At 47.1% G+C, this 24,193-nt stretch carries 21 protein-coding genes; 6 read left to right on the forward strand and 15 right to left on the reverse strand.

What is annotated here, in order from left to right:
- Positions 1–70: 70 nt before the first annotated feature.
- The 7 genes from H5715_RS14510 to H5715_RS14540 all read right to left on the reverse strand — a co-directional run bounded on the left by H5715_RS14510 (position 71) and on the right by H5715_RS14540 (position 7,419).
- Entirely contained in the window at positions 71–334 is a 264-nt protein-coding gene (locus H5715_RS14510) for a hypothetical protein (protein ID WP_246434566.1), read from the reverse strand.
- Between the two features lie 224 nt (positions 335–558).
- A complete protein-coding gene (locus H5715_RS14515; RefSeq protein WP_075187006.1) occupies positions 559–897 on the reverse strand; it encodes a P-II family nitrogen regulator in 339 nt (112 codons plus the stop codon).
- A 343-nt stretch (positions 898–1,240) separates the two neighbouring features.
- Positions 1,241–2,479 (reverse strand): ammonium transporter, encoded by a 1,239-nt coding sequence (locus H5715_RS14520; protein WP_075187008.1) that lies wholly within the window; start codon positions 2,477–2,479, stop codon positions 1,241–1,243.
- 42 nt (positions 2,480–2,521) lie between these two features.
- On the reverse strand, positions 2,522–2,860 hold the full coding sequence (glnK, locus tag H5715_RS14525; RefSeq protein WP_075187009.1) for a P-II family nitrogen regulator: 339 nt from the start codon (positions 2,858–2,860) through the stop codon (positions 2,522–2,524).
- A 96-nt stretch (positions 2,861–2,956) separates the two neighbouring features.
- Entirely contained in the window at positions 2,957–3,661 is a 705-nt protein-coding gene (locus H5715_RS14530) for a TorF family putative porin (protein WP_075187010.1), read from the reverse strand.
- Between the two features lie 519 nt (positions 3,662–4,180).
- Positions 4,181–5,788 carry an NAD-dependent malic enzyme gene (locus tag H5715_RS14535; RefSeq protein ID WP_075187011.1) on the reverse strand — a complete coding sequence of 536 codons (1,608 nt, stop codon included), beginning with the start codon at positions 5,786–5,788 and terminating at the stop codon, positions 4,181–4,183.
- 344 nt (positions 5,789–6,132) lie between these two features.
- Positions 6,133–7,419, reverse strand: coding sequence for a conjugal transfer protein TraF (locus H5715_RS14540; RefSeq protein WP_075187012.1), 1,287 nt, complete (start codon positions 7,417–7,419; stop codon positions 6,133–6,135).
- Between the two features lie 144 nt (positions 7,420–7,563).
- Between H5715_RS14540 and hemW the strand changes: the two genes are divergently transcribed.
- The 6 genes from hemW to ubiD all read left to right on the forward strand — a co-directional run bounded on the left by hemW (position 7,564) and on the right by ubiD (position 17,194).
- The gene (gene hemW, locus H5715_RS14545; protein ID WP_075187013.1) at positions 7,564–8,742 is read left to right on the forward strand and encodes a radical SAM family heme chaperone HemW; all 1,179 of its coding nucleotides are present in this window, start codon (positions 7,564–7,566) and stop codon (positions 8,740–8,742) included.
- A 94-nt stretch (positions 8,743–8,836) separates the two neighbouring features.
- The gene (locus H5715_RS14550; RefSeq protein WP_075187014.1) at positions 8,837–11,176 is read left to right on the forward strand and encodes a hybrid sensor histidine kinase/response regulator; all 2,340 of its coding nucleotides are present in this window, start codon (positions 8,837–8,839) and stop codon (positions 11,174–11,176) included.
- A 99-nt stretch (positions 11,177–11,275) separates the two neighbouring features.
- Positions 11,276–13,384 carry a polyphosphate kinase 1 gene (gene ppk1 / locus H5715_RS14555; RefSeq protein WP_075187015.1) on the forward strand — a complete coding sequence of 703 codons (2,109 nt, stop codon included), beginning with the start codon at positions 11,276–11,278 and terminating at the stop codon, positions 13,382–13,384.
- A 142-nt stretch (positions 13,385–13,526) separates the two neighbouring features.
- Entirely contained in the window at positions 13,527–13,853 is a 327-nt protein-coding gene (gene trxA, locus H5715_RS14560) for a thioredoxin TrxA (protein ID WP_075187016.1), read from the forward strand.
- 423 nt (positions 13,854–14,276) lie between these two features.
- Complete coding sequence (gene rho / locus H5715_RS14565) at positions 14,277–15,536, forward strand: transcription termination factor Rho (protein WP_075187017.1); 1,260 nt, start codon at positions 14,277–14,279, stop codon at positions 15,534–15,536.
- A gap of 194 nt (positions 15,537–15,730) precedes the next feature.
- A complete protein-coding gene (gene ubiD / locus H5715_RS14570; protein ID WP_075187019.1) occupies positions 15,731–17,194 on the forward strand; it encodes a 4-hydroxy-3-polyprenylbenzoate decarboxylase in 1,464 nt (487 codons plus the stop codon).
- 93 nt (positions 17,195–17,287) lie between these two features.
- On the opposite strand, the gene H5715_RS14575 is transcribed toward ubiD, so the two are convergent.
- The 8 genes from H5715_RS14575 to H5715_RS14600 form a co-directional block, all read right to left on the reverse strand.
- On the reverse strand, positions 17,288–17,542 hold the full coding sequence (locus H5715_RS14575) for a hypothetical protein (protein WP_075187020.1): 255 nt from the start codon (positions 17,540–17,542) through the stop codon (positions 17,288–17,290).
- A gap of 282 nt (positions 17,543–17,824) precedes the next feature.
- On the reverse strand, positions 17,825–18,616 hold the full coding sequence (locus tag H5715_RS14580; RefSeq protein ID WP_075187021.1) for an FAD-dependent oxidoreductase: 792 nt from the start codon (positions 18,614–18,616) through the stop codon (positions 17,825–17,827).
- A 743-nt stretch (positions 18,617–19,359) separates the two neighbouring features.
- The gene (locus tag H5715_RS20070) at positions 19,360–19,506 is read right to left on the reverse strand and encodes a hypothetical protein (protein WP_221892298.1); all 147 of its coding nucleotides are present in this window, start codon (positions 19,504–19,506) and stop codon (positions 19,360–19,362) included.
- Between the two features lie 180 nt (positions 19,507–19,686).
- Positions 19,687–20,013 (reverse strand): type 1 glutamine amidotransferase family protein, encoded by a 327-nt coding sequence (locus H5715_RS20075; RefSeq protein ID WP_221892299.1) that lies wholly within the window; start codon positions 20,011–20,013, stop codon positions 19,687–19,689.
- A 485-nt stretch (positions 20,014–20,498) separates the two neighbouring features.
- A complete protein-coding gene (locus tag H5715_RS14590; RefSeq protein WP_281388159.1) occupies positions 20,499–21,740 on the reverse strand; it encodes an amidohydrolase family protein in 1,242 nt (413 codons plus the stop codon).
- Positions 21,741–21,764: 24 nt separating this feature from the next.
- Positions 21,765–22,034: a hypothetical protein gene (locus H5715_RS20295; RefSeq protein WP_246434570.1), complete on the reverse strand. Its 270-nt coding sequence runs from the start codon at positions 22,032–22,034 to the stop codon at positions 21,765–21,767.
- 895 nt (positions 22,035–22,929) lie between these two features.
- Positions 22,930–23,595, reverse strand: coding sequence for a DUF2238 domain-containing protein (locus tag H5715_RS14595; protein WP_484600453.1), 666 nt, complete (start codon positions 23,593–23,595; stop codon positions 22,930–22,932).
- Positions 23,596–24,012: 417 nt separating this feature from the next.
- Positions 24,013–24,171, reverse strand: a complete 159-nt coding sequence (locus tag H5715_RS14600; protein ID WP_175574310.1) for a hypothetical protein — start codon at positions 24,169–24,171, stop codon at positions 24,013–24,015.
- Between the last annotated feature and the right edge of the window lie 22 nt (positions 24,172–24,193).

A 24,193-nucleotide genomic window follows, 5' to 3' on the forward strand; every position in this document is an offset into this window, starting at 1 on the left:
ACTTCCGGAGCGGCCTTTCGGCTTTCTAGGATCTTATAAGTAAGGAAAACCCTCCCCCAGCAGCGGCTTTTTAAATAGGCTGCCCCCCATAATTAGAGCCAGGCTTTTTCGGCGGATCAGCAACGACATTGGGCGGTATTTGATCGATCTTTCCGCCGTGAGCCAAAAACGCATCGATTTCTGACTGTAAACGCTGACGCTCCAACTCCTTTGACAACATTGACTCATTGACTATTGTCGCGCCTGAAGAATCAGCGTCACTTGATTCTAAAATATCTTCTTCAACCACTTTTGCGTCCTCATATAAAACAACGTCTACTACCCCTGTAGCCATAAAAAGCACAGGAACAACTTTTCAAACTCCGGTAATTTATAGTTCAGAGTGCTGACATTGTCATTCACTGAAAAACGCTTTCTTAGTTTTTTTTGTTCTATAATTTGCTGCAAAATTTACAAAATAGTTATTTTGTTAACGCGATAAGCAAAAAGCAGTTTCTGGATAAAGGGAGATTGCGCCACAGAGAGGGGGTGGCGCGAAAAGTATAAACCTAAAAGAAATCAAATAGCGTCTGGACCGGTCTCACCCGTGCGGATACGCACAACATCTTCGCATGGTGTAATAAAGATTTTGCCGTCGCCAATTTTGCCCGTTTGAGCCGCCTTGGTGATGGTTTCAACGGCCTGATCGACCATATCATCGCCCAGTACCAGCTCTAACTTCACTTTTGGCAAGAAATCAATAACGTACTCTGCACCACGGTACAGCTCCGTATGACCCTTTTGTCGACCAAAGCCCTTCACCTCGGTTACGGTCATACCTTGAACACCAATTTCAGATAGTGCGTTGCGGACATCGTCCAACTTAAAAGGCTTAATAACAGCAGTAATCAGTTTCATAAGAAATCCTTAAATGCACCTTGTTCTAGGTTTTATTGTCGTTTACGGCTCGGAAACACCCCCGAAGCCGACTTGAAAGTGTTGGAAGACGCAATTTACACCGATCAGAAGGGAAAAAGCAAACTACCCTCTATGGTGGCGGTTGCTTGCAACGCTTGTGGCACTCACTGCCGGAGAGGCCTTCGACCTGCAGGAATACACAGTATCGCCAGGAAGACTTCGTGAAAATTTTGACTTAACTTATAGCTCTTATTCCGTACTTCAAAAACCCGAAAAGCACGCACGCTACGCAAAAAAAAGCGAAGGCCAGAGCCTCCGCTTTCTTACACTCTAAAACGCGGTGTTACTTACTACCGGAAATAAATTCTGGGTAGGCTTCCATACCACATTCGGATAAATCTACTCCGTCAAACTCTTCCTCTTCCGTAACACGGATACCCATAATCAGTTTGATTACGAACCAAGTGATAGCACTCACTACGAACACCCAAACAAAGATGGTGAGCGCACCGATCAGCTGGCCGCTAAAAGAGGAACCATCATTGGTAATAGGAACCAACATCAGACCCAGGAAACCGACAACACCATGCACGGAAATGGCACCAACGGGATCATCAACCTTCAGCTTATCCAGAGCGATAATGGCGAATACAACCAAGATACCGCCGATACCACCAAACAAAGTCGCTTGTAGCGCGGTCGGCGTAGAAGGCTCAGCAGTGATTGCCACAAGCCCAGCCAGAGCACCGTTCAACGCCATAGTCAGATCAGCTTTGCCAAACAGGATGCGGGCAACAATCAGTGCAGCAACCAAGCCACCGGCAGCAGCAGCGTTGGTGTTCATAAAGACAATCGCTACTGAGTTAGCACTTTCTACGCTGGCAGTTGCTAGTACAGAACCGCCGTTGAAACCGAACCAGCCCATCCACAGGATAAACATACCCAGGGTCGCCAGCGGCAGGTTAGCGCCAGGAATCGCATTCACTTCACCATTCGGGCCGTATTTACCTTTACGAGCACCCAGTAACAGTACGCCAGCCAGAGCAGCACCAGCACCAGCCATATGAACAATACCGGAACCAGCGAAATCAGAGAAGCCCAGGTCGCCCAAAGTGTACATACCGAAAACCGGCGCACCACCCCAAGTCCACGAACCTTCCATTGGGTAGATAACACCAGTCATCACAACGGCGAAAACCAAGAATGCCCAAAGCTTCATACGCTCGGCAACAGCACCCGATACGATTGACATGGCGGTCGCCACGAAAACAACCTGGAAGAAGAAGTCGGCAGAAGGCGCATAAGCAGCAGGCTCATCGGCACCTGCAACACCATCGGCAACAATACCGCTGAGAAAGAATGTTTTGTCGTACATAATCGCGTAACCACAGACGAAATACATAATGCAAGCAATCGCGTACAGGGCAACATTTTTGGTTAAAATTTCAGTGGTGTTTTTAGAGCGGACAAGGCCCGACTCAAGCATGGCAAAACCAGCTGCCATCCACATAACCAGTGCGCCTGATACCAAGAAATAAAAGGTATCCAAGGCGTACTGCAATTCAAAAATAGAGTTTTCCATAGCAGTTCTCCGGAATTTTAGGATTCTACTTATTAGTTAAAGTTACAGCGCTTCTTCACCAGATTCGCCGGTGCGAATACGGACAACTTGGTGTAATTCGGAAACAAATATTTTTCCGTCACCAATCTTTCCGCTGTGGGCTGCTTTACTAATTGATTCCAAAACAGAATCCAGCTGATCGTCAGCAACCGCGACTTCCAATTTCGTTTTTGGCAGAAAATCAACCACGTACTCTGCTCCACGATACAGCTCCGTATGGCCCTTCTGGCGGCCAAATCCTTTGACCTCGGTAACAGTAATTCCCTGTACACCAATTTCAGACAACGCCTCACGTACAGCGTCCAGCTTGAAAGGCTTAATGACGGCAGTTATTAATTTCATTGGACTGCTCCTTAATGGTTAATGCAGCTCGAGCTGCGTAATTTGTTTAACTGTGCCGATGGTTAAAGACTTAACCATCGGCTTTTGGCCAACGTCTTATTCGATTGGCATACTGTAAGAAACAACGAAAGTCGGCTCTGGCTCATCGTAACCGGAATCGGAACCAATAATGGTGCTTAAAGTAAATGACAGATTGTCGTTGTAAGCGTAACCAAGATCAAAGTGAGTCGCGTCACCCGTTACGGAGAGAGGTTCTCCATCTTCGCCAAATACCGGCACGTCCTCAAAATGCTGGCCAAGAGTTGCAGAGAAAGCGCCAAAGCCTACACTCAAAGCCGCGTAACTATAGTCTTCACCGAAAGCGTACCCGCCGGTATCGCCTGCAATATTGTCGTGGTAAACAAAGCTAACGGGACCATAGCCGAGGGAGATAATGGCTTCCATAAAATCGCCCAAGCCTTCGGTTTCTTTATAATTTCCTGTTGGGTAGATGTAGTTGATAATCGAAACACCGTAAGAAAAATCGCCTACTTCAGCGCCGTAACCAACATATAAGTCGTACTCATTTCCCGCAGTCGCGTCACCGGAAGATCCCCAAATGCCCGCATAAAAACCACTATTTGAGTAGTCCAAAGAACCAGAAACAGCTGGAGTGCCAGAACCCAATTCAAAACCACGCCATAAGTAGCTACTGGCAACGCCAACAGAAGCAGACACTTCAGCATTGGCAACAGGTGCCATAGTGGAAGCAGCAAGTGAAACTGCAACAGCAACCGCTAAGATTTTTTTAGAAGTTTTCATGTGTTTCCTCCAAATCGTTATAAATAATTTTGTTAGCTTGGTCATACCAATACGAACGAGCTTGCCTTGTTTTAGCACTAACTAAGCCAACTTTTAAAACCCCTTAAAAAACAGTGTGTTAGTTATAATTGAACATTTACGAGATGCATAAAACGACGCCAAAAGCACCAGATACGTGCACACTCCAATGTAGTGCACGGTAAGCACGCACACAAATAAAGCACAGGTTAAGCAAAGGGTTATTGCAATAATATTTTGTAATTAGAAACAATAAAGAAAGGAATAACGCGCGAGATAAAAATTAATGGGGCGACAGAAACAGTCAAAGCGCGGGCTCCATTGACGTTTGATTAATTTAGAAAACGCATGGCCAAACAACCGTCACTAAAGATCCACACAAATACCGTTTAGAAAAATTAGGCGACCACATAAGGGGGAGAGCAGCCCAAGCACCTTGTATTGGGCTGCGTAAGCAATGACACCGCACGATTAACTAAGAGCTATGTCATACAACAACTATTAATAGTCTGGACAGTACTGACTGCTTCTGACTCTCTGCGCAAAATCGTCAGGTAAAGGTTCACTCAGCAAACCATGTCGTTCGGCGCTTTGGGCGACGATAACCGCAATACGCGCTGAGACCTCACGAATATTCCGCAACGGAGGGTAGAGGCAGCCACTATTGATTTGCGCCTCCTCGACCGAACCCGCCAACTCTTCCGCAGCGCGGATCAGCATATCGTCGTTAATCCGTTTAGCGCCAGACAAGAGCGTGCCCAAACCCAAGCCCGGGAAAATATAAGCGTTGTTACCCTGTCCGGGAATTTTTGTTTCACCATTGATTTCTACGGGAGCAAACGGACTGCCGCTGGCAAAGATCGCCTTACCACCACTCCAGCGATAGGCCTGCTCGGCGGTACACTCGGCATTAGCTGTGGGATTTGAAAGCGCAAAAATAATGGGGTGCGGATTGTTTTCACACATAAGCTTAATAACCTGCTCGGTGATTAATCCGGGTCGCCCAGTTGCTCCAATAATGCCGTGGGGCTTAAAGGTCTTAATCGCCTCTTCAAGCGGCATTGGGGGCAAATCCTGTGCGAAGGGCTTACTGTGGTCGGTTAAGATTTCCCGACTTTTAACAATTAGACCTTTGCTGTCCATAAAGGCCAGCTGTTGAGTCGCCAACGCTTGATCCTTCCCTCCCGCCACCATGGCCTTGACGACCAGATCGCCAATACCCGTGGCTGCAGAACCGGCACCTAAAAACAAAAACCGCATATCGCTAAGCTGGGTATGGGTTATACGCGTCGCGGCAATTAACCCTGCCAGGGCAACCGATGCTGTGCCTTGAATATCGTCATTAAAACACAGGGTTTGATCGCGATACTTTTCCAGTAAAGCGACAGCGTTAGGTGTTGAGAAATCTTCAAATTGTAGTAGCGCGCAGGGAAAACGTGTTTTTACCGCACTCACCAATTCATCGACAAATGCCTGATAGGCCTCCCCTCGAATACGTGGTTGCCGCAAGCCCAAATAAAATGGGTCGTCTCTAAGCGCTTCGTTGTCGGTCCCCAAATCCAGCATCACCGGCAGGCAGACCGCCGGATCCACGCCCGCGCAGGCACAATAGAGTGCAAGTTTGCCAATGGGAATTCCCATTCCATTGCAGCCGAGATCCCCCAAGCCCAGAATTCGCTCACCGTCGGTAACCACGATAAGCTGAATATTTTTCTCCGGCCAATTGCCCAATACTTTCTCTATTTTGCCGCGATCCTTATAGGATACATAGCAGCCATTGGACTCGCGGAAATTAACCGCGAACTCCTGGCAGGCCTGACCTACGGTTGGCGTGTAAACTAGGGGCATAACTTCTTCGATATGATCAATCAATATTTTGTAGTAAATCCGCTCATTGCGCTTTTGCTGTGCCGACAAAAAAATATATTTATCAATATCGCACGGCTTACTACGCAAACTGTTCAGCGAGCGCTCTATCTGTTGCTCCTGCGTACTGACAACAGGCGGCAATAAGCCCGTGAGCCCGTATTGCTCTCGTTCTTCCAAAGTAAAAGCAGATCCTTTATTAGTGCGTGGATCGCTTAGCAGCTCAACTCCCATTTTTCCCATTGTATTACCTCATCGGTAGACGGTATCCGCAGCCACAAACGTGGACGACGAACATGCAAAATTTACTCGAACGATTTTTACACGAATACCCAATCATACCGCAACCGATAAAAGCAGCCATTTATTGTTCTTTCACAAGTTGGGGAAGATTAACCGAGAGAAAAGTGTAAATCCGAGAAACCGAATCCATAACAGACGCTACCCATTCAGAAGTTATGGCACAGCAATGAATAAAACTACGTGAAAATATCTTCATATTCCGACAGTGTTATTTACAAACTCAAAAAGTTTTTATTTTAAATAACACCGTTGCCAAATAGAAAAATGGCGAGCGATAGCCCCGGCTAAAATGCCCATCCAAATTGCATTGCCGCACCGGTAGTATCGGCACTCCGAGAATACGATAGCTCGAATACCGCGCGTTTAAACTGATATGCAATGCCGCCTGCAATAACGTCATCCCTCAAACCCGTAATATCCTGCCGATACCCCAAACGCAGCTCCGTGGAATTAAATATTGAAACTGCAGCCCCCAGGCTGGCTTCCTGAGTTGCCGCCTCTGCCGCGATGGGTTTATTTTCAATCACATCAACATCCAGCCCCAGCGTAAACCTGTCATTCACGTAGGCCAAACCAAGACGCGGTTTGGCCTTTAACTGCAGAGTTAATTCATCTTCCGTTTTAAATTTTTTCGGCAGTAAATCTTTAACGGCAAAGGCGACCCGATAATGATCGAACATTTCCAGCACAACGCCCATATCCGCATTTAAATTAACATAGGTTCGCTGACTGCCAATAAAATCCAATTCGTCGGCATCAAAATCGGTTGTTTCTCGAAACACATCCACGCGCATGACCTTGGGTGTAATACCCAGGGCAAGCGACTGACCAAACACGTCAAACTGCTTAGCCATGGCAACGGCCCACTCGGTAATCACAATACCACTTAAATCAGCAGTTGAATTAAATTGCTCGGTCGGGTCGATAAGATTACCGTTACTATCAATTAGTTCTGCTGGAATTTCAGTAATGTCACCACCGGTGGCAACGACTTCCAAAGCCGTGATATAGCTATCCAGCAACACCTGATCCTCCTCTGGAATATGGGAACTTCCCGCCCCAATCGCTCGCACACCAAAATAGAAAGCGCCGCCCTCCAGCATACTCGGCTCACTGACAGAAAAACCCAGAAAGGCCTCACCAGATACATCTTGGTTGGCAAGGTCGTCCAACAGCGACTGCAATTCGCGCGCGTCGGCCGCTACCTGACCTGCCGTTTCGGGGCTTAGCTGAACATTAAAAGCATCTACCGACTGGCCCAGCCGTGTGTCCAAATCATCTGACACCGCATCGGCAATATCTTCCGATACATTATCGGCTTGAACCACGAAGTTAGGGAGCACAAATCGACCATCCTGACTGTCATCCTCACTTTCACTGTGCAACGCCAATAATGCCGGATTGTAGTATTGCGCCTGGTGCCAGGTGGCCGAAGCCACGGCGGCGCCCCCCATAGCCAAGCCACGGGAATCGTATATGCCATAATTAATCGCCTGCGCTGACAGCGGCAGCAGACCAAAAGAGAGAAGAAAAATGGAAGACGTTATGAGCCTATGGTGAACTAGCGTCACAGCGGTTGCCCTTTGTTGGGTTGGATAAGAACCATTAAGTGTAATAGCTTCCAGTAAACAGCGGTTGTTTGAATTTGTAATGCTATAGACCCGAACGCTTCGGCTCAGTAAAGTAACTGCCCACGCCGCCTATTGCCATCGACTATGCCCGATTTTCAGCCCTTCGACCCCCTGCCGCCCCTTTCGCTCTATGTCCATATTCCCTGGTGCGTACGCAAGTGTCCCTACTGTGACTTCAACTCTCATCAGGCCGAGGCTGATCTGCCCGTCGACGAATACCTCAACGCTATCGCATTGGATTTGGCCCAGGATGCATCGCTGGCCCAGGGCAGGAAGATACAAACCGTCTTTTTTGGCGGCGGTACACCAAGCCTGCTGCCCGCTTCTGCCATCGCTCGCATACTGGAAACGGCAGAACATTCTATTGGCCTGAGCCGACAATGCGAGATCACTCTCGAAGCTAACCCCGGCACGGCGGAATACGACAACTTCAGCGGCTATATCAACGCTGGCGTTAACCGCCTATCTATGGGCGTACAAAGTTTCGATGCCGACAAACTTCAGCGCCTGGGGCGTATTCACTCACCGGATGACGTACACCGAGCCTTTAAGCTGGCGCGCGACGCCGGTTTCGACAATATCAATCTCGACCTAATGTTCGCCCTGCCAGAACAAACACCCGAGCAGGCCATGGACGATTTACGTCAGGCCATTGCCTTGGAGCCCGAGCATCTGTCGTGGTATCAGCTCACCATCGAACCGAATACCGAATTTTATAGCCGTCCCCCGCAGCAACCGGAAGACGACAGTATTTGGCAGACCCAACAGCAGGGGCAGTCGCTGTTGGCCGAGGCGGGCTTCCAACAATATGAAATATCGGCCTATGCTCGCCAAGGGCAGAGGGCAGCCCATAACCTGAACTACTGGCAGTTTGGTGACTACCTCGCAACCGGCGCCGGAGCGCATGGAAAAATAACCTTAAAACAGCCGCGGCAGATTCTGCGCTATCGAAAAACCCGGCTCCCCAGGCATTATATGGCTGCGGCCACTATAACCGACGATAACACCAACCCATTCAATGCCGACCTCCACATCGTTACCAACGAGGCTCTGCCCTTTGAATTTATGATGAACGCCCTACGACTGGTTGAAGGTGTACCAAGTGACTTATACGCGGCGCGTACCGGAATGGCGCTTTCGAGCATCGAGCCTACGCTTTCCCAACAACACAAACGGGGGTTACTCTCGTCATACAACAATAGACTGCAGGCCAGCCCTCAGGGGCTGCTGTACCTTAACAATTTACTGGAGTCGTTCCTGTAGAGGCCTCCTTTTATAGACTGCTACACTAAGGGGAGCCGCTAAAGGCGCTTTAAATCCATAAAGCATTCGGCCATTTACTCGCAAGAATCACTTTATGCAAAAACCAACCAGACCCACCAAACAAAGTATCGCCCAGCGCTTAACCCTAGCGGTTCTGCTAATAGGTGCCGTTCTTATATCGCTTGGTCTGGCCGAAAGAATGATCCTGGATCACCAGTACACCAACCAACTCAAAAACGAACTTGAGCAAAGCGCGCAGTCTATTACCCCCTGGCTTTCCCGCGCGCTTGCTAGTGGCGATGTCGAACAGGCCAAGCAGGTTCTGGAAGACCAGCAAAAACGCTCCCCCCATCTGGGACTCGCCCTGTCCCAGCAAGCGGGGGCGAATACGAAAACTTATTTCAACGCGCCCGCTACAGAAGAAAAGTGGGCTGCGCATAAACTTAGCCAGAGCTACATTATCGCTACGGAGCAGGGCAGCTATAACCTCACCCTGTCCGGCTCAGATAACTTTCTCAACCGTCAATTTTTAACAATCCTGCTCTCCAATTTTGTTCTCGAAAGCCTTCTAATACTGATAATGGCTTTTTCAACGCTTCATCTGGTTCAACACCTGATTATTCGCCATCTACACCGAATTGCGAACCATGCCAGCTCTGTGTCGCTAACCAACATCGGCGACCCTATCCACTTGGACAGACCGGTACGCGACAATGTTAAAGATGAGCTGGATGAACTGCTCGAATCTCTCGAAACCATGCGCGCAACCCTACATGAAGACGTAGAACAACGTCATGCAATAGAACATGCTCTACTCTCAGAAAAGGAAGAAAAGCTTGAAACCCGAAAACTAATTCAACAATTCGAAGCTGCCAATCAGGCAAAAAGCCATTTTATTGCCACCATGAGCCACGAGATTCGGACCCCGATGAATGGCGTTATCGGCATGATAGAAATGCTTAGGGACACCCCCTTAAACGACGCACAAAAACATTATCTGGATGTTATTTTCCGCTCAGGGGAATCCCTGCTTTCGATCATTAACGATATTCTCGACTACTCCAAAATCGAAGCAGGCAAAATGCATATTGAAAAGGTCGAATTCGATCTTAACGAGCTGATTAACGATTGCCTGCAACTCTTTAGTGCGACAACACATAAACGCGATATCGAGCTTGTGTGCGATGTACATCCATCAACCCCTATCTATTTGAGCGGCGACCCAACGCGCCTGCGCCAGATTCTAGTCAACCTGATCGGCAACGCATTTAAATTTACGTCCGCTGGTTATGTATTCCTGCAAGTCGAACCCGAAGAGCACACCGTCAGTGAATCTCCCAAGTTAAAATTTTCCATCAGCGATAGCGGTATTGGTATAGAGGAAAAAAAGCAGAAGCACCTTTTCAATGCATTTAGCCAGGCAGATGCCACAACCACCCGTCGCTTTGGAGGTACCGGTCTCGGTCTCGCTATCTGCAAACAACTTGTGGGATTAATGAACGGCCAAATTGGCGTGGTCAGCAAACCAACGGAAGGTTCCACGTTCTGGTTTACCAGCCAATTCTATATACCCGAAGATTCATCCAACCGTCAGGCGCCCAGCTCCAGTCTGGCTCTGTCCGGCAAGCGCATCCTGGCCATTCACAGCTCGCCGATACTGAATCGCGCCTTTAGAAAACACTGTCTCTCGTGGAATGTTGTCTGCGATTCGTTGGACAATGTCGATGCTGCCCTCACACGATTAAAAACATTGCCGCCCGAACGAAAATACGATTTTCTTTTTGTCGACCAATCTGTTGATGGCAAAGACGGGTTCACCGTGGCTAAAAACATTCGCGAGATGAAAACCTACGCCGAAACTCCCATTATTCTGCTAACCCGTGAGCGTACGACCAAATTTTCAATGGAGCAATTAACGCCCATTACATCGGTTCTGCCCCGTCCACTCACTGTGCAAGCGATACAAAATACGCTGCTCGCGCAAGCCACCGGCGTCATGCTAGATGAACTCATTACAATGGAAAGCAAAAGCGTTTGCCCACAACGTGGACTCAACGTTCTGGTAGCAGAGGACAATGTCGTTAACCGCATGGTTATCGAAGGTTTGCTCAGTAAAATTGATATCAAACCCATATTCGCCGAAAACGGCAAAGAAGCCGTCGAGGCCTATATGGATTCTGACCCGCTTTTCGACCTTATTTTTATGGACTGTGAAATGCCCGAGATGGATGGTTTCGAGGCTACTGAAAAAATTCGCGAACAGGAATACAATAAAGCCTATACACCCATTCCCATTATCGCGCTCACCGCCCATGTTGAAGCCGAGCACCGGCAACATGTATTTAACGTGGGAATGAATTACTACCTGGCTAAACCCGTAACAATGGAAAAACTTCGCGAATCCCTCGTTTCAGTAGGATTGTTGCAGGATTAACCACAGGCGACTGATCGCTTTCAAGAAAAGCGTCATCGCACCGAAACTTTTTTCACATATTCTATATACTGGTTTTAACGATTATCAGGACAGCCCCGAATGCCCGAAGTAAACACGCCCCCCAGCAACACAGATACTTCCGATCCCGTTTCGCTCGACAGCAACATCTACTACAACAATCGGGAGTTGAGCCACCTAGCCTTTAACCAGCGAGTGCTTGCACAAGCTCTGGACGAAAGCCATCCACTACTGGAAAGGTTGAAATTTTTACTCATTTTCAGCTCAAACCTCGACGAGTTCTTCGAGATTCGTGTAGCAGGTTTAATGCAGAGCATTAAATTCGAAAGGGAAACCACCGGGCCAGACGGTATGCATCCCAGCAAAGTGCTGCGAAAAATTAGTGAAATCTGCCACAAGACCGTCGAACAACAATATCAGACTCTCAACGATATTCTTATTCCGGCAATGAAAGCAGAAGGTATTCGGTTTATTCGCCGCAAAAACTGGACACCCGAGCAAACCGCGTGGGTAGAGCAGTTTGTAGAGCGCGAAGTACTCCCTATCATCAGCCCCATCGGTATCGACCCGGCCCACCCCTTCCCTCGCTTGGTCAATAAAAGCCTCAACTTTATTGTTAAGCTCGAGGGCAAAGATGCCTTTGGTCGTGATTTAAACTACGCCATCCTGCCAGCGCCCCGCACCTTGCCGCGGGTGATTAAGCTGCCAGATGGCCTCGGCGAGCCCGGTCACAATTTTATATTTCTGTCCTCCATGATCCACGCCAATACAGAAAAGATGTTCCCCGGTATGACGGCCCAGGGTTGTTATCAATTCCGCATAACGCGCAACGCCGATCTCGATGTCGACATGGAAGGTATTGCCGATCTCGCCCGCGCACTGCGAGGTGAACTGCACTCCCGCCGCTTTGGCACGGCGGTTCGCCTGGAAGTAGCCGATAACTGCCCCGAAGAACTCACCCAGTTTCTACTAAAAGAAGTCGGCCTGACCGAGAAAGAGCTTTATCGCGTACACGGGCCAGTAAACCTCAAGCGACTGATGCAAGTGCCTGCGCAAGTCGGTCGGCCAGATTTACTCTACCCTCCGTTTACCCCCACCATGCCCAAGGGCCTGGCTCGCAAGGACAATATTTTTGACGCCGTGTCGCGCAAAGACTATCTGCTCCTTCACCCCTTTGAATCTTTCGCTCCAGTACTGCAGCTATTGCGACAGTCCGCCAAAGATCCGAACGTTGTCGCCATCAAACAAACGCTCTACCGTTCGGGCGGCATCAAATCATCCATTGTCGACGCACTGATTGACGCGGCACGCAACGGCAAAGAAGTCACGGCCATTGTCGAACTTCGCGCCCGTTTCGATGAAGAGGAAAACCTGGAGCTGGCCAGCCGACTTCAGGAAGCCGGTGCCGTAGTCGTCTACGGTGTAGTAGGCTACAAAACCCACTCAAAAATGATTCTCGTGGTACGACGGGAAGACGGCGTACTAAAGCGCTACGTTCATTTGGGTACCGGGAATTACCACAGCGGCAACGCCCGACTGTATACCGACTATTCGCTGCTTACCGCCGACCCAGTACTCTGCGAAGATGTTCACCGTGTCTTCCAACAGCTCACAGGCATGGGCAAAACAGCGCGCATGGACAAGCTGATACATGCGCCTTTCACCCTAAAACGCCAACTGATTCGTATGATCGACAACGAAGCAAAGGCCCACAAAGAAGGCAAACCCGCACACATCATCATGAAGTGTAACGGGCTGACTGAGCCCAAAGTCATTCAGGCGCTATACAAAGCATCCCAGGCTGGCGTGCCCATCGATTTAATTATCCGCGGTATGTGCTGCCTGCGTCCGGGTGTTCCCGGTGTATCCGAGACCATTCGCGTACGCTCTATTGTCGGTCGCTTTCTGGAACATACCCGCACCTACTACTTTGCCAATGCCGAACCCACCGTGTTCTGTGCCAGCGCCGACCTAATGGAGCGAAACCTCAACCACCGGGTGGAAACCTGCTTCCCGGTACAGCAACCCGAACTGGCCGAGCGTATTCGCAAAGACCTGGAACTGTACCTGAGCGACAATCTTCGCAGCTGGCAGCTAGACACTAAAGGCAGCTACAGCGCCAACAGCCCCAAAGCTGAAGAACCCCAGATAGGCGCACAGGAAGAGCTGTTAAAACTCCTGTCGAATTAGTGATTTAGCGCCACTATCACATCGATAGACACTAAATCGCACGAAACAAAGAGGCGTTAAAGGTATTTGGCCTTGTATCGGAATCGGGCTATCCTTATCATTACGGCCTCTTCCCGAAACCCCCCATTTGGAGAATCTACATATGAGTGACGCGATCGTTCACACTAGCGATGCAAACTTCGAACAGGACGTGCTGTCCGCAGAAGGTCCGGTTCTGGTCGACTTTTGGGCTGCCTGGTGTGGCCCCTGTAAAATGATCGCACCTGTTCTGGATGAACTTTCTCAGGAGTACGGTGATAAAATCAAGATCTGTAAGATGGATGTTGATGCCAACAAGGCAACACCGGCTAAATTTAATATTCGTGGTATACCCACCCTGATCATTTTCAAGAATGGTAGCGCGGAAGGCACCAAAGTCGGTGCTCTATCGAAAGCTCAGCTGAAAGAATTTATCGACAGCAACCTGTAATACAGAAACCTTGGACACAGTTGCACCCACAACTGTGTCCAAGTCAAATTGTTTACGATTTGTTCTTTGCACTCCTGAAAATTTGTAGCTATACTGCATTTGTCTTGCAATTAAGCATTTCCGCTCATCTCCCCTGCAGTCAATCATACCCCGACTTACAGCAACCCGATGACCGGATCAAGGCAATACCAGCTGCCCAATCGGATCCCTTTTACCCATACTCGTGCTTGCGACAGCAATACCCGGCCCAACCCACGGCCACACTGACTTCGAAGCACTTATTATTTCCGACGTTTAGTTCGCGCAGCATCATAACGACATAAACATTGAACCGCCGTTGATTAACACATTACAGATTCACAAACTTATTATTAATAAAATCGTCTGGCCCAGGCCAACATCCTCCCTACCGTATTAAATCTTATGAACCTTACCGACCTCAAGAAAAAACCCATAGAAGAACTTATCGATCTCGCCAAAGAGATGGGCATGGAAAGTCTTGCCCGCTCTCGCAAGCAAGATGTGATATTCAATATACTCAAACGCCATGCCCGCAGCGGCGAAGACATATACGGTGACGGTGTACTAGAAATACTCCAAGACGGTTTTGGCTTTTTGCGCTCAGCCGGTGCAAGCTATCTGGCTGGCCCGGACGATATTTACGTATCCCCCAGCCAAATTCGACGCTTCAACCTTCGTACGGGCGATACCATTTCCGGAAAGATTCGCCCCCCCAAAGAAGGCGAACGTTATTTTGCTCTATTAAAAGTTAACCAGATTAACTTCGACAAACCGGAAAATTCGCGCAACAAAATTCTGTTCGAAAACCTTACTCCACTGTTTCCTACCAAGCGCCTGATGTTGGAAACTGGAAATGGCTCCTCGGAAGACTTAACCGGCCGTATCATCGATTTAATCTCACCAATCGGTAAAGGTCAGCGTGGCTTGATTGTAGCGCCACCCAAAGCCGGTAAAACCATTATGATGCAGCATATTGCGCAGGCCATTACTCGCAATAATCCCGAGTGCCACTTAATTGTTCTGCTAATCGACGAACGTCCAGAAGAAGTCACCGAAATGCAACGCTCAGTGCGCGGCGAAGTGGTTGCCTCCACCTTCGATGAACCGCCCTCGCGTCACGTACAAGTCGCGGAAATGGTTATTGAGCGAGCCAAGCGTTTGGTTGAACACAAAAAAGATGTGGTTATCCTGCTCGATTCCATTACCCGATTAGCCCGCGCCTACAACACCGTTATTCCTTCCTCCGGTAAAGTGCTGACCGGCGGTGTGGACGCCCACGCCCTGGAACGCCCCAAGCGTTTCTTCGGAGCCGCACGAAATATTGAGGAAGGCGGCAGCCTATCTATCGTCGCAACCGCTCTAATCGATACCGGTTCGAAAATGGACGAGGTTATCTACGAAGAATTTAAAGGCACAGGCAACCTGGAATTGCACCTCGATCGAAAAATTGCTGAAAAGCGCATTTATCCTGCCATTAACATTCGCCGCTCCGGAACCCGCCGCGAAGATCTGTTAATGAAGGAAGATGAACTTTCTCGCGTATGGATTCTGCGCAAGCTGCTTCACGATATGGAAGATACTTCTGCAACTGAATTTTTAATTGATCGACTGAAAGGCTTTAAATCCAACGATCAGTTCTTCCTTTCTATGAAGTCAAAATAACGATAGCAGCGCTTCGCTTCCGGAGCGCCCGCTACGCGCAACCAAAATACGGAACGCCGCCAAAAGCGGCTTCTGTAAATAAAAAACACACCTACGACAACTATTCAATTCCTGAAGGGAGCTTGCGACCGCTCCGTATTCCAGCAGGCCACAAGGCCGCTCAAGAAGCGAAGCGCTCCGCACAACGTGCATTTATGTTCAAAGATCTTCGCGATTTTATTCAACTACTCGAAAAAAAAGGGCAACTCAAACGCATTACCCACCCGGTAAGCTGCAACCTTGAGATTACCGAAATTTGCGACCGCACACTGCGTGCTGGCGGTCCTGCGTTATTATTTGAAAATGTTGAAGGCCACGATATTCCCCTGCTAGGAAACCTGTTCGGTACGCCCGAGCGCGTCGCCCTAGGAATGGGGCAGGAAAGTGTTGATGCACTGCGCGAAGTAGGGGAGCTACTGGCATTCTTAAAAGAGCCGGAACCTCCCAAAGGCATGAAAGACGCCTGGGATAAACTACCCATATTTAAACAGGTTTTAAATATGGCGCCCAAAGAAGTCAGCAAAGCGCCCTGCCAGCAAATCATACTGGAAGGCGACCAAGTCGATTTAAATAAGCTCCCCATTCAAATCTGCTGGCCTGGCGATGTCGGCCCTCTGGTCACTTGGCCACTGGTTATCACCAAAGGGCCACACAAAGAACGCCAAAATTTGGGTATTTACCGCATGCAGTTAATCGGTAAAAACAAATTGATTATGCGCTGGCTCAGCCACCGTGGCGGCGCTCTCGACTTTAAAGAATGGCAGGCACAACATCCCGGCGAGAACTTCCCTGTCTCTATAGCACTGGGCGCCGACCCGGCAACCATTTTGGGCGCAGTAACTCCCGTTCCCGACACCTTAAGCGAATACGGTTTTGCCGGATTATTGCGTGGCAGCAAAACCGAGGTGGTAAAAAGCAAAGGCAACAATTTGCAAGTACCCGCTTCCGCAGAGTTTATTTTGGAAGGCTTTATTGCTCCAGGAGAAATGGCCGACGAAGGGCCCTTTGGCGACCACACAGGCTATTACAATGAAGTAGATAGCTTTCCCGTTTTTACGGTAGAGCGGATCACCCACCGTAAAAACCCGATTTACCACAGCACCTACACCGGGCGCCCGCCCGATGAACCTGCCGTTTTAGGCCTGGCCCTAAACGAAGTATTTATACCGTTACTGAAAAAACAATTTCCAGAAATTGTCGATTTTTATCTGCCACCGGAGGGCTGCAGCTATCGCATAGCCGTAGTCACCATGAAAAAACAATACCCCGGCCACGCCAAACGCATCATGCTCGGCGTATGGTCGTACCTGCGACAGTTTATGTACACCAAGTTTGTGATTGTTACCGACGATGATATTAACGCCCGCAACTGGGAAGATGTGATCTGGGCCATCACCACACGTGTTGACCCAACACGTGATACCACACTGGTAGACAACACCCCTATCGACTACCTTGATTTCGCCTCACCGGTTTCCGGCCTGGGTTCAAAAATGGGTATCGATGCCACCAATAAGTGGAAGGGAGAAACGGACAGAGAGTGGGGAAAACCCATTGAGATGGATATTGCCGTAAAAGAAAAAATCGATGAGCTCTGGGACAAGCTGGACATTAACTGAAGCAAACGGATATACGTTGACGCCCTGTTTTTACCAGTTCCCACGGTCGGCTGTGGGAACTCATACATCGCGCCGCCCTACCACGAATTTAATTCAATCAATAATGAGTGAGCTTTCTGCTAGCTTTGTTTTTATATCGCTCAGGTTCCCAACATATTCCCAATACATCTCTCTTCCGTGGGAAGATGATACAAGAATGTACTGTTCGCTTATCGAGCGGATACGCTCAATAGCAACCAACTTTCTTATATATTGCTCTTCTCGGATCTCTTCCTCTAAAGGGCGATTATCCTCATCGTAGCCATGAACAATTAACGCGTTTCTTACATCCAATTCAATATATTTCATTTTTAAACTCCAATTCCTTTAGCGCCGTTTATTTATCTTGCTAGAAACACCTCAATAATACTCACGAGCAGCCACGTTTCACCAGCCTCCTCCCAACGCCAGAGCGTAGGAACAAGTCAGACCCCAAGTTAACCTTGCTACCGGCACTTTGGTTGCCATCCCAACGATAAAGGCGAATAATGTATACAAGTGCACACTACAGCCAAATATGCTAACCGTGCCCCATAAGATTCGCCGCCACAGCGAGCACGCAAGTAAAAAGCAGCAATAAGAATAAATCCACTATGGGCCAAAACCGCCAGACCCCAAACCAAGTGCGCCGAACAACGCAAACTCCCTACCCGACCAGGGCTGTTGTAGTCCGTATTTCTGATAATTATCGACAAACAGGTAAACCAAACCCTCGTAAAAACTGATATTGCTAAACCCAATCTCCGCATTGCCAGGGTTTACCAATGCTTGCCAGGCGCTCAAAGCTTTTTGAAAACTCGTCTCAGTGCCTTCCTTTAAGCAATCAATAAGAGGAGCGAGCGTTTCAACAAAGGCATCCCAACTTTTGCTCACTGTGAAAAATATTTCAGGTGGAGGCTGATTCGCTAGCCAAGTATAGACTTCGCCATCAAAGACAATACGGGTGGAAACCTTACCCGGATCGGGGAAGTCGCCGCTTTCCATGGAAAACAAACTGGCGTAGTAGCCAAATAATTTTTCCGAAGGTGGCACTCGCATAGCACCCATTTCAAAAATTGCAGAGTCTCCCGCAACAGGATGACCAGAATAAATTCTACCTCCGTAACGAGATTTATCCGCTTCAAATATTTCTACGTCGATTCCCACTTGCAACAACTGAAACGCTGCAACCAGCCCTGCCGGACCGCTGCCGACAATCGCTACACGCTTATTAGTGTTTACAACGGGATCTGAAATTTTACCGTTATACTTTCTAAGGTAGCCTTCGTGATCATACAAGATATCTATAAAAGAAGCCTGATATACACCTGCACCTTTACTTGCGTGATATTCTGGTTTTGAAAAAAACTCACAGCCGCCTATCTCCCCAGGAGTTACATTCAATTAACGTTTTCGGTAGGGTTGGCGCTCGTGTTAACTGTCGCCAAACTCGATCTTTACAGCCTTAAATTAAGCACAGGAATACACTACTGAAGTCTAGAACTAAATCTGAAGTAATTCAAAATATTATTTTTATTGATTGAACTCGTACGCCCGAGTTTTTCCGTTTACGTGAAACCAGCCTTATCTTTTACCAATTACATCCGCCGGATGCCCGCTAAAGATCAGAACGATCCCTTTTTCAGGAAAATATATTTTCTACAAGCGCTCTCAAACGCGCGCTATGCTGAGCTAGTGAGCCTCGTAGAAATCCAAGACATGCACCTAAACAGGTGTCAACGCTACAACCATATAGATCGACACATATTTGTCTTTTATTTTTCGATTGCAACATTAGCAATAATTATTTACTCATCCGCCCACACAGCTGGCACTTAGATTAGAATCCGATTCATTATCCATCATAAAATATAACCAAATAAAATCGACTAATTCCCGAGCTCCCAACAATTGAAAAGTTGTAAATTATGACATCAACTTTAAAAGTCGTATTTCATATTTTTCACAATCAAAACGTCCTATATATTGTTTCAACAGCTCAGTCAACCGACACGTTAGCGCTCGGCGGAATCTCTTCGTTAAGTTTATTATTCCCTTCTATCAAAAGAACAACTTCCTTAGCCACTAAGGCAGATGAAGGCAAGAACACTGTAGATACAATACGCCCATCAACGACTACGTCGTGCTTATCCGCTATTTTTTTTGTTAACCGTTAACGCACCATTTTCACTAAGTTTCTCTTCAACTAAAAACGGGAGTAATTTTCCTCTTTTGGCCCATGATTTTTCCTTTTCCGTTGAGCTTGGAAAGCCTGCAATACGCTTACCTTCCACCAAAAACCTTCAATTACTCAGCTTGGCATTAGCAAACGCTCCTGCGCAGTGCCCACAACTTCCGATCACGCCACCGTTCTCATAAATCTCGTCCATAAAAGCTAACAGCTTCTTGTTCGAGGCGACATCAAAAAGAGTTCCATAACCGCCTCCTATATAGACCGCCGCATAATCTGCGGCCTAAATCTGATAAGGTCTCAACGAACCATTCGCCCGCTCCAGAAAGCCTTCATAGTTTATTGTATAACTACTATTTCCAAGCGCATCCACCATAAATGGTACCGAGCCACCACGGGGAGATGCAAAATCAACTTCATATCCGTGCGAGTAAAAGACATGATATGGCGGCGCATACTCCCAGAGATTGTTTCTTGCGTCGTGTTTTTCTTGATCAGACATATCATTAAGATTGGATGCAATAAACAGAATTTTCTTTGCCTCGATCGGGTATACAGCTGATGCTAAAAATACCGCCAAAGCACTAAGAAATATAATTACATTTTTCATATCAGTAAACTCTCCGACTCCATATCAAAGAAACATTTTTCGCCCTTATCTAGCAGGAAAAATAGCGAAATTTAGTTCAAAGCGTGCTTACTGACTAAGGAACTACTCTATTCCCTCTAACTCTTTATTTCTCTCTGAAGCCGCATCTTGAATAAACTTATTCATATCCGTTTCAAATTTTTTACGTCCTTTGGTGCAACGGGTACTCTCGGAAGAGTAATACCTTGCTTATCCATAGCGGTATCTTTATCGTTTGAAGAAGACCCTGGAGAAAGTTGCTTACTAATAAGTAAAGCAATTATCACTAAGCCAACCAATAGAGATATTAGTCTCATGATGCCTATCCTTAGTGATGTCTAACGCCTTTGTCAGTAGCGTCATAGTTAGAGCGGATCGTCGTAAAATACCGGGTGCCTTACACAACATGGGGCGCAGATCGAAGTGCCTACGGGACAAACTTGAAATCGGGCTACAAATACCAACATTTAGTAAGCAACAGGATTTTTTAGTAATTGCCACAACATTTTGCAGGCAATACTCCAGCTTTTCGCTCGATATTCTACTATACGCTCGATATTATCAAGGCGGTTTCGGTCATAAAGGTTACCGTTAAGTATTACCGTCTCTATTTCCAACGAATTTCTTATATTATCTAATGGATTTTTGTTCAGAAGAATCAAATCGGCGTTCATTCCTTCACCAATATGGCCATATTTATCTTGCAGGCCAAAATACTCTGCGGGTAATACAGTCGCCGCGCGAAGTGCTTCCAGGGGTGTTAGCCCTGCCATCGTCAATTGTTCCAACTCATCATGAACAGTTATACCCGCGACAATATAATCCGTACCAACCAACACCTTAACACCAGCACGATGGGCTTCACCTGTGAGTTCAAGGCCTTTATGGTAGAAATCTCGATAGGCTTGTCGTGCTTGCGCAGATGGTTCTTCATCAATAACTTTATTCACATCCTCTAACCACTGCCACTTCATTAGGGGATGTAAATAACGAAGCATCGGGTCGCTGCGGATTAGAGGCTCTTCACCATAAGCGTCAACTCTGCGTGTCAGGTGAGTTGGTACATACCATGTGCCACCGGCCTTCATTGCATCGAAAATTGCTGCTGCCATTTCAGGATCGTGCTCATCCAACATCCGCCGCCGATCTTCTTTCCAGGAACCTATTTCGACCGATTCACGTAAATTTTTGCTGCCAGAAAATGATTCATGCAATATAAAGCGTGCATGCTCAATACTCTTCTGAGACTGCGCGGCTTCAATTGCACTTACAGCATGGGGGCGATGACCTACTACATCTAGGCCCAGTATCTTTGCTTCGTCGACTAGCGCAAAATACGAGTCTCTTGGTATATAATTGTATACCTTTAGTGCATCAACCCTGCCGGAATAGTAACGAGCAAACTGCCTCGCCTGTGCGGGATTTTTTGTACCAAAAAAATCAGGTAGATCTTGAATATAATCGTGAATTCCGGGGCCGTTAAGTTGCCAGCTAGCAGTGCCCTGAATACGTGGCCCAACGAGCTGACCGTCAATTACAGCTTTGGTCCAACGCTTGAAATCCTCGGGGCACGACGCGAAAGGATCTCCCTGCTTCGGACAACTGGTCATATCCCTTACATTAGTAACGCCATATGCAACGTATAGCGGTAAATCTAGAAGCGCAGTAATTTTATATACGTGTGTATGCATGTCCCATAGCGATGGCATTACGTATTGATTGCGCCCATCAATTTAAATGGCGTTTTCAGACACATCAATTTTATTTGATAAACCGACAAATTTTATTTTTTTATTTTCAATAAAAACCGTTTGATTCTCTAACACTTCGCCTGAATAGAGGTCAATAACCGACGTATTTTTTATGGCTATAGGCGAACTAGTTCTAACGGGTACAACTTTATCTAGCGGCCACCAAACCCCGACAAAGAAAAGGGCCACTAAAAACAGTAACGAGGCGCCAATACCTATTATTGTTTTTTTCAATACCTGAAAAAACATCATTCGATTCCTTCATTTTTTATTAACGCCTATGTAATGTACCGAGTTACGCGATATGTAACGGCACAATATTGACATTTTTGTTCTGTACTATTTTATTTTACCCATGTTAATAATCTCCAACTCGGCCATAGCATTAAACGTATCCTGGTATTTTTTTATTTCTTGGGCGTTGTTCCGGCCGAGGTGTACGCCACTAGCTCCATATCACCCCATCACATTACGGTATACATAACGTGAAACTCTTACCGTTTTCACCTTCGTCGATTTTATCTACACAGATGCGATACATATGCCGATATGGCCGACTATTTCGGCCTCACAATTTCACACTATTGTCCCATAAACTGAAATTTGGTCGATAAATTTATTTTCCAACTCTTCGAGTGATACTGTATATCCGCTCATCAATTTAATGGCGTATCCAGTATACGTAAGCTCCATTTCTATTGGTTGAATTTTCTTTTGAAAGAATCCGGCGTAATGAGTTTTTTGCGCTATTCGCCTCAGTAAAATACTATTTTTTGGCTTAAGGAATCGCTCGCCATTAATTTAAGCTCCTGCCATTCAAACGCTTTTTCTGGCTCACCATCTGCATAAAATGCTAGTGGGGGTAAAACAATAAGAATAAAAAATTATATTAGTTTCAAGGTTAGACTCCGCATAGCACCACAATCAGCCGACGCGTAAGCACCCTGCACCCACGCCACGTTTACTGGCACTTTGCGTCTAATGTTTGATGACTCTTGGGTGGCCTATGGTTAAACCCAAATTGTATCCGTATTTACTTGTAGAACTCAAAATAAAAATAGGCGAGGCAGACACGAAAGGTGTGTTTGTTTAGCCCGTAAATCAGCGAAGTAATGCGTGTAGCGTATCCACTGAAACGAAGCGGAGCTTACTGGGCCCGCGCCGAACTTTTCATTACATTTTCGATTTGCCTATTATGCAAGCCGGACAATAAAAGCAGCGAACAAAATCCCCCTAATAGGGCGAGCGCCATATCAGATTGCGTATCCCATACATAACCCTGAGTACCGAGGAATGCCTCTGCTTTCTCCCCTGTGGCCAAAGCTACCCACCATTCAACTAGCTCATAGAATGCACTGAAGGCCAAACATATAGAAATAATTATAAATGCCTGCCAAATATGGCCATTGACAACATGCTTTCGAATGAGTACTTCCCTTGCCAGTAGCGCAGGAACAAACCCTTGGAAGAAGTGGCCTACCTTGTCGTAGTTATTTCTTTCCGAACCAAATAGGCCATCGAACAAAGGAACTTCAGCGTAGGTGTAGTGGCCACCCACCATTAACACGATACAGTGCAACAAAATAAAACCATAAAGTACTGGCGTTAGCCTAAAGGTATTGTAAGTCACGGCCAGCAGCACGGCACCAATCACTGCGGGAGCAATTTCTAGTAACCAAGTGAACTGGTCCTTAGGATCGATACCCGACCAAACTAAAATGGCAGAGAATGCTATTATCCAGATGTATTTAATTTCTCGATACTCCTGAAATTTGACGTTAATATAACGGGCCGAAGCAGGTTTGCCCCAAATAGCAACTATTATGCTGTGCTCCTAACCGACTATTCTTCATTGCCATCAAGAATGGAAATGTAATGAAGCTGTTCTTGTGCATTCCATATTCCCGACTTATTCCGATACCCCATTTTAATTGATACACCTTTACTGCAGCACGCCTATATAACTATTTTACACCCAAATCTATATTGTCTTCACTCAAGACTAATTCACTATCTGACAACGTTATCATATATTTTAAAATCCGGTTATTCTCCGAAACCTCCATTTCGGAACGTTCCACAACGCCTTCAATTCCTATTATGCCGTTATAAAAACTCTTAGAGCTGAACAGGGAGTAAGACAAAGAACCTGCTATTCCAGCCACCACGACGTTAGTTAGACGCTTTTTTTGTTCCGAAAATAAATTTCGGAACCTACACTTGCTAGAATTTAGGCGCCCCACAATTTTCGAGACGTTTGGTGCGCGCTCTGGAAACCGTTTACCGGAACGCACTCCAACTTGCTCGCATCTTTCACGAGCGCTTCTGCCATATATTCGTACATATTCATCAAATAGGTGCGAACACCATTAGCTCTGTCGGAAAACACCTAGAGGCAGCCTATTGCCATA

The sequence above is a fragment of the Teredinibacter haidensis genome (genome assembly GCF_014211975.1).
Classification (GTDB): Bacteria; Pseudomonadota; Gammaproteobacteria; order Pseudomonadales; family Cellvibrionaceae; genus Teredinibacter; species Teredinibacter haidensis.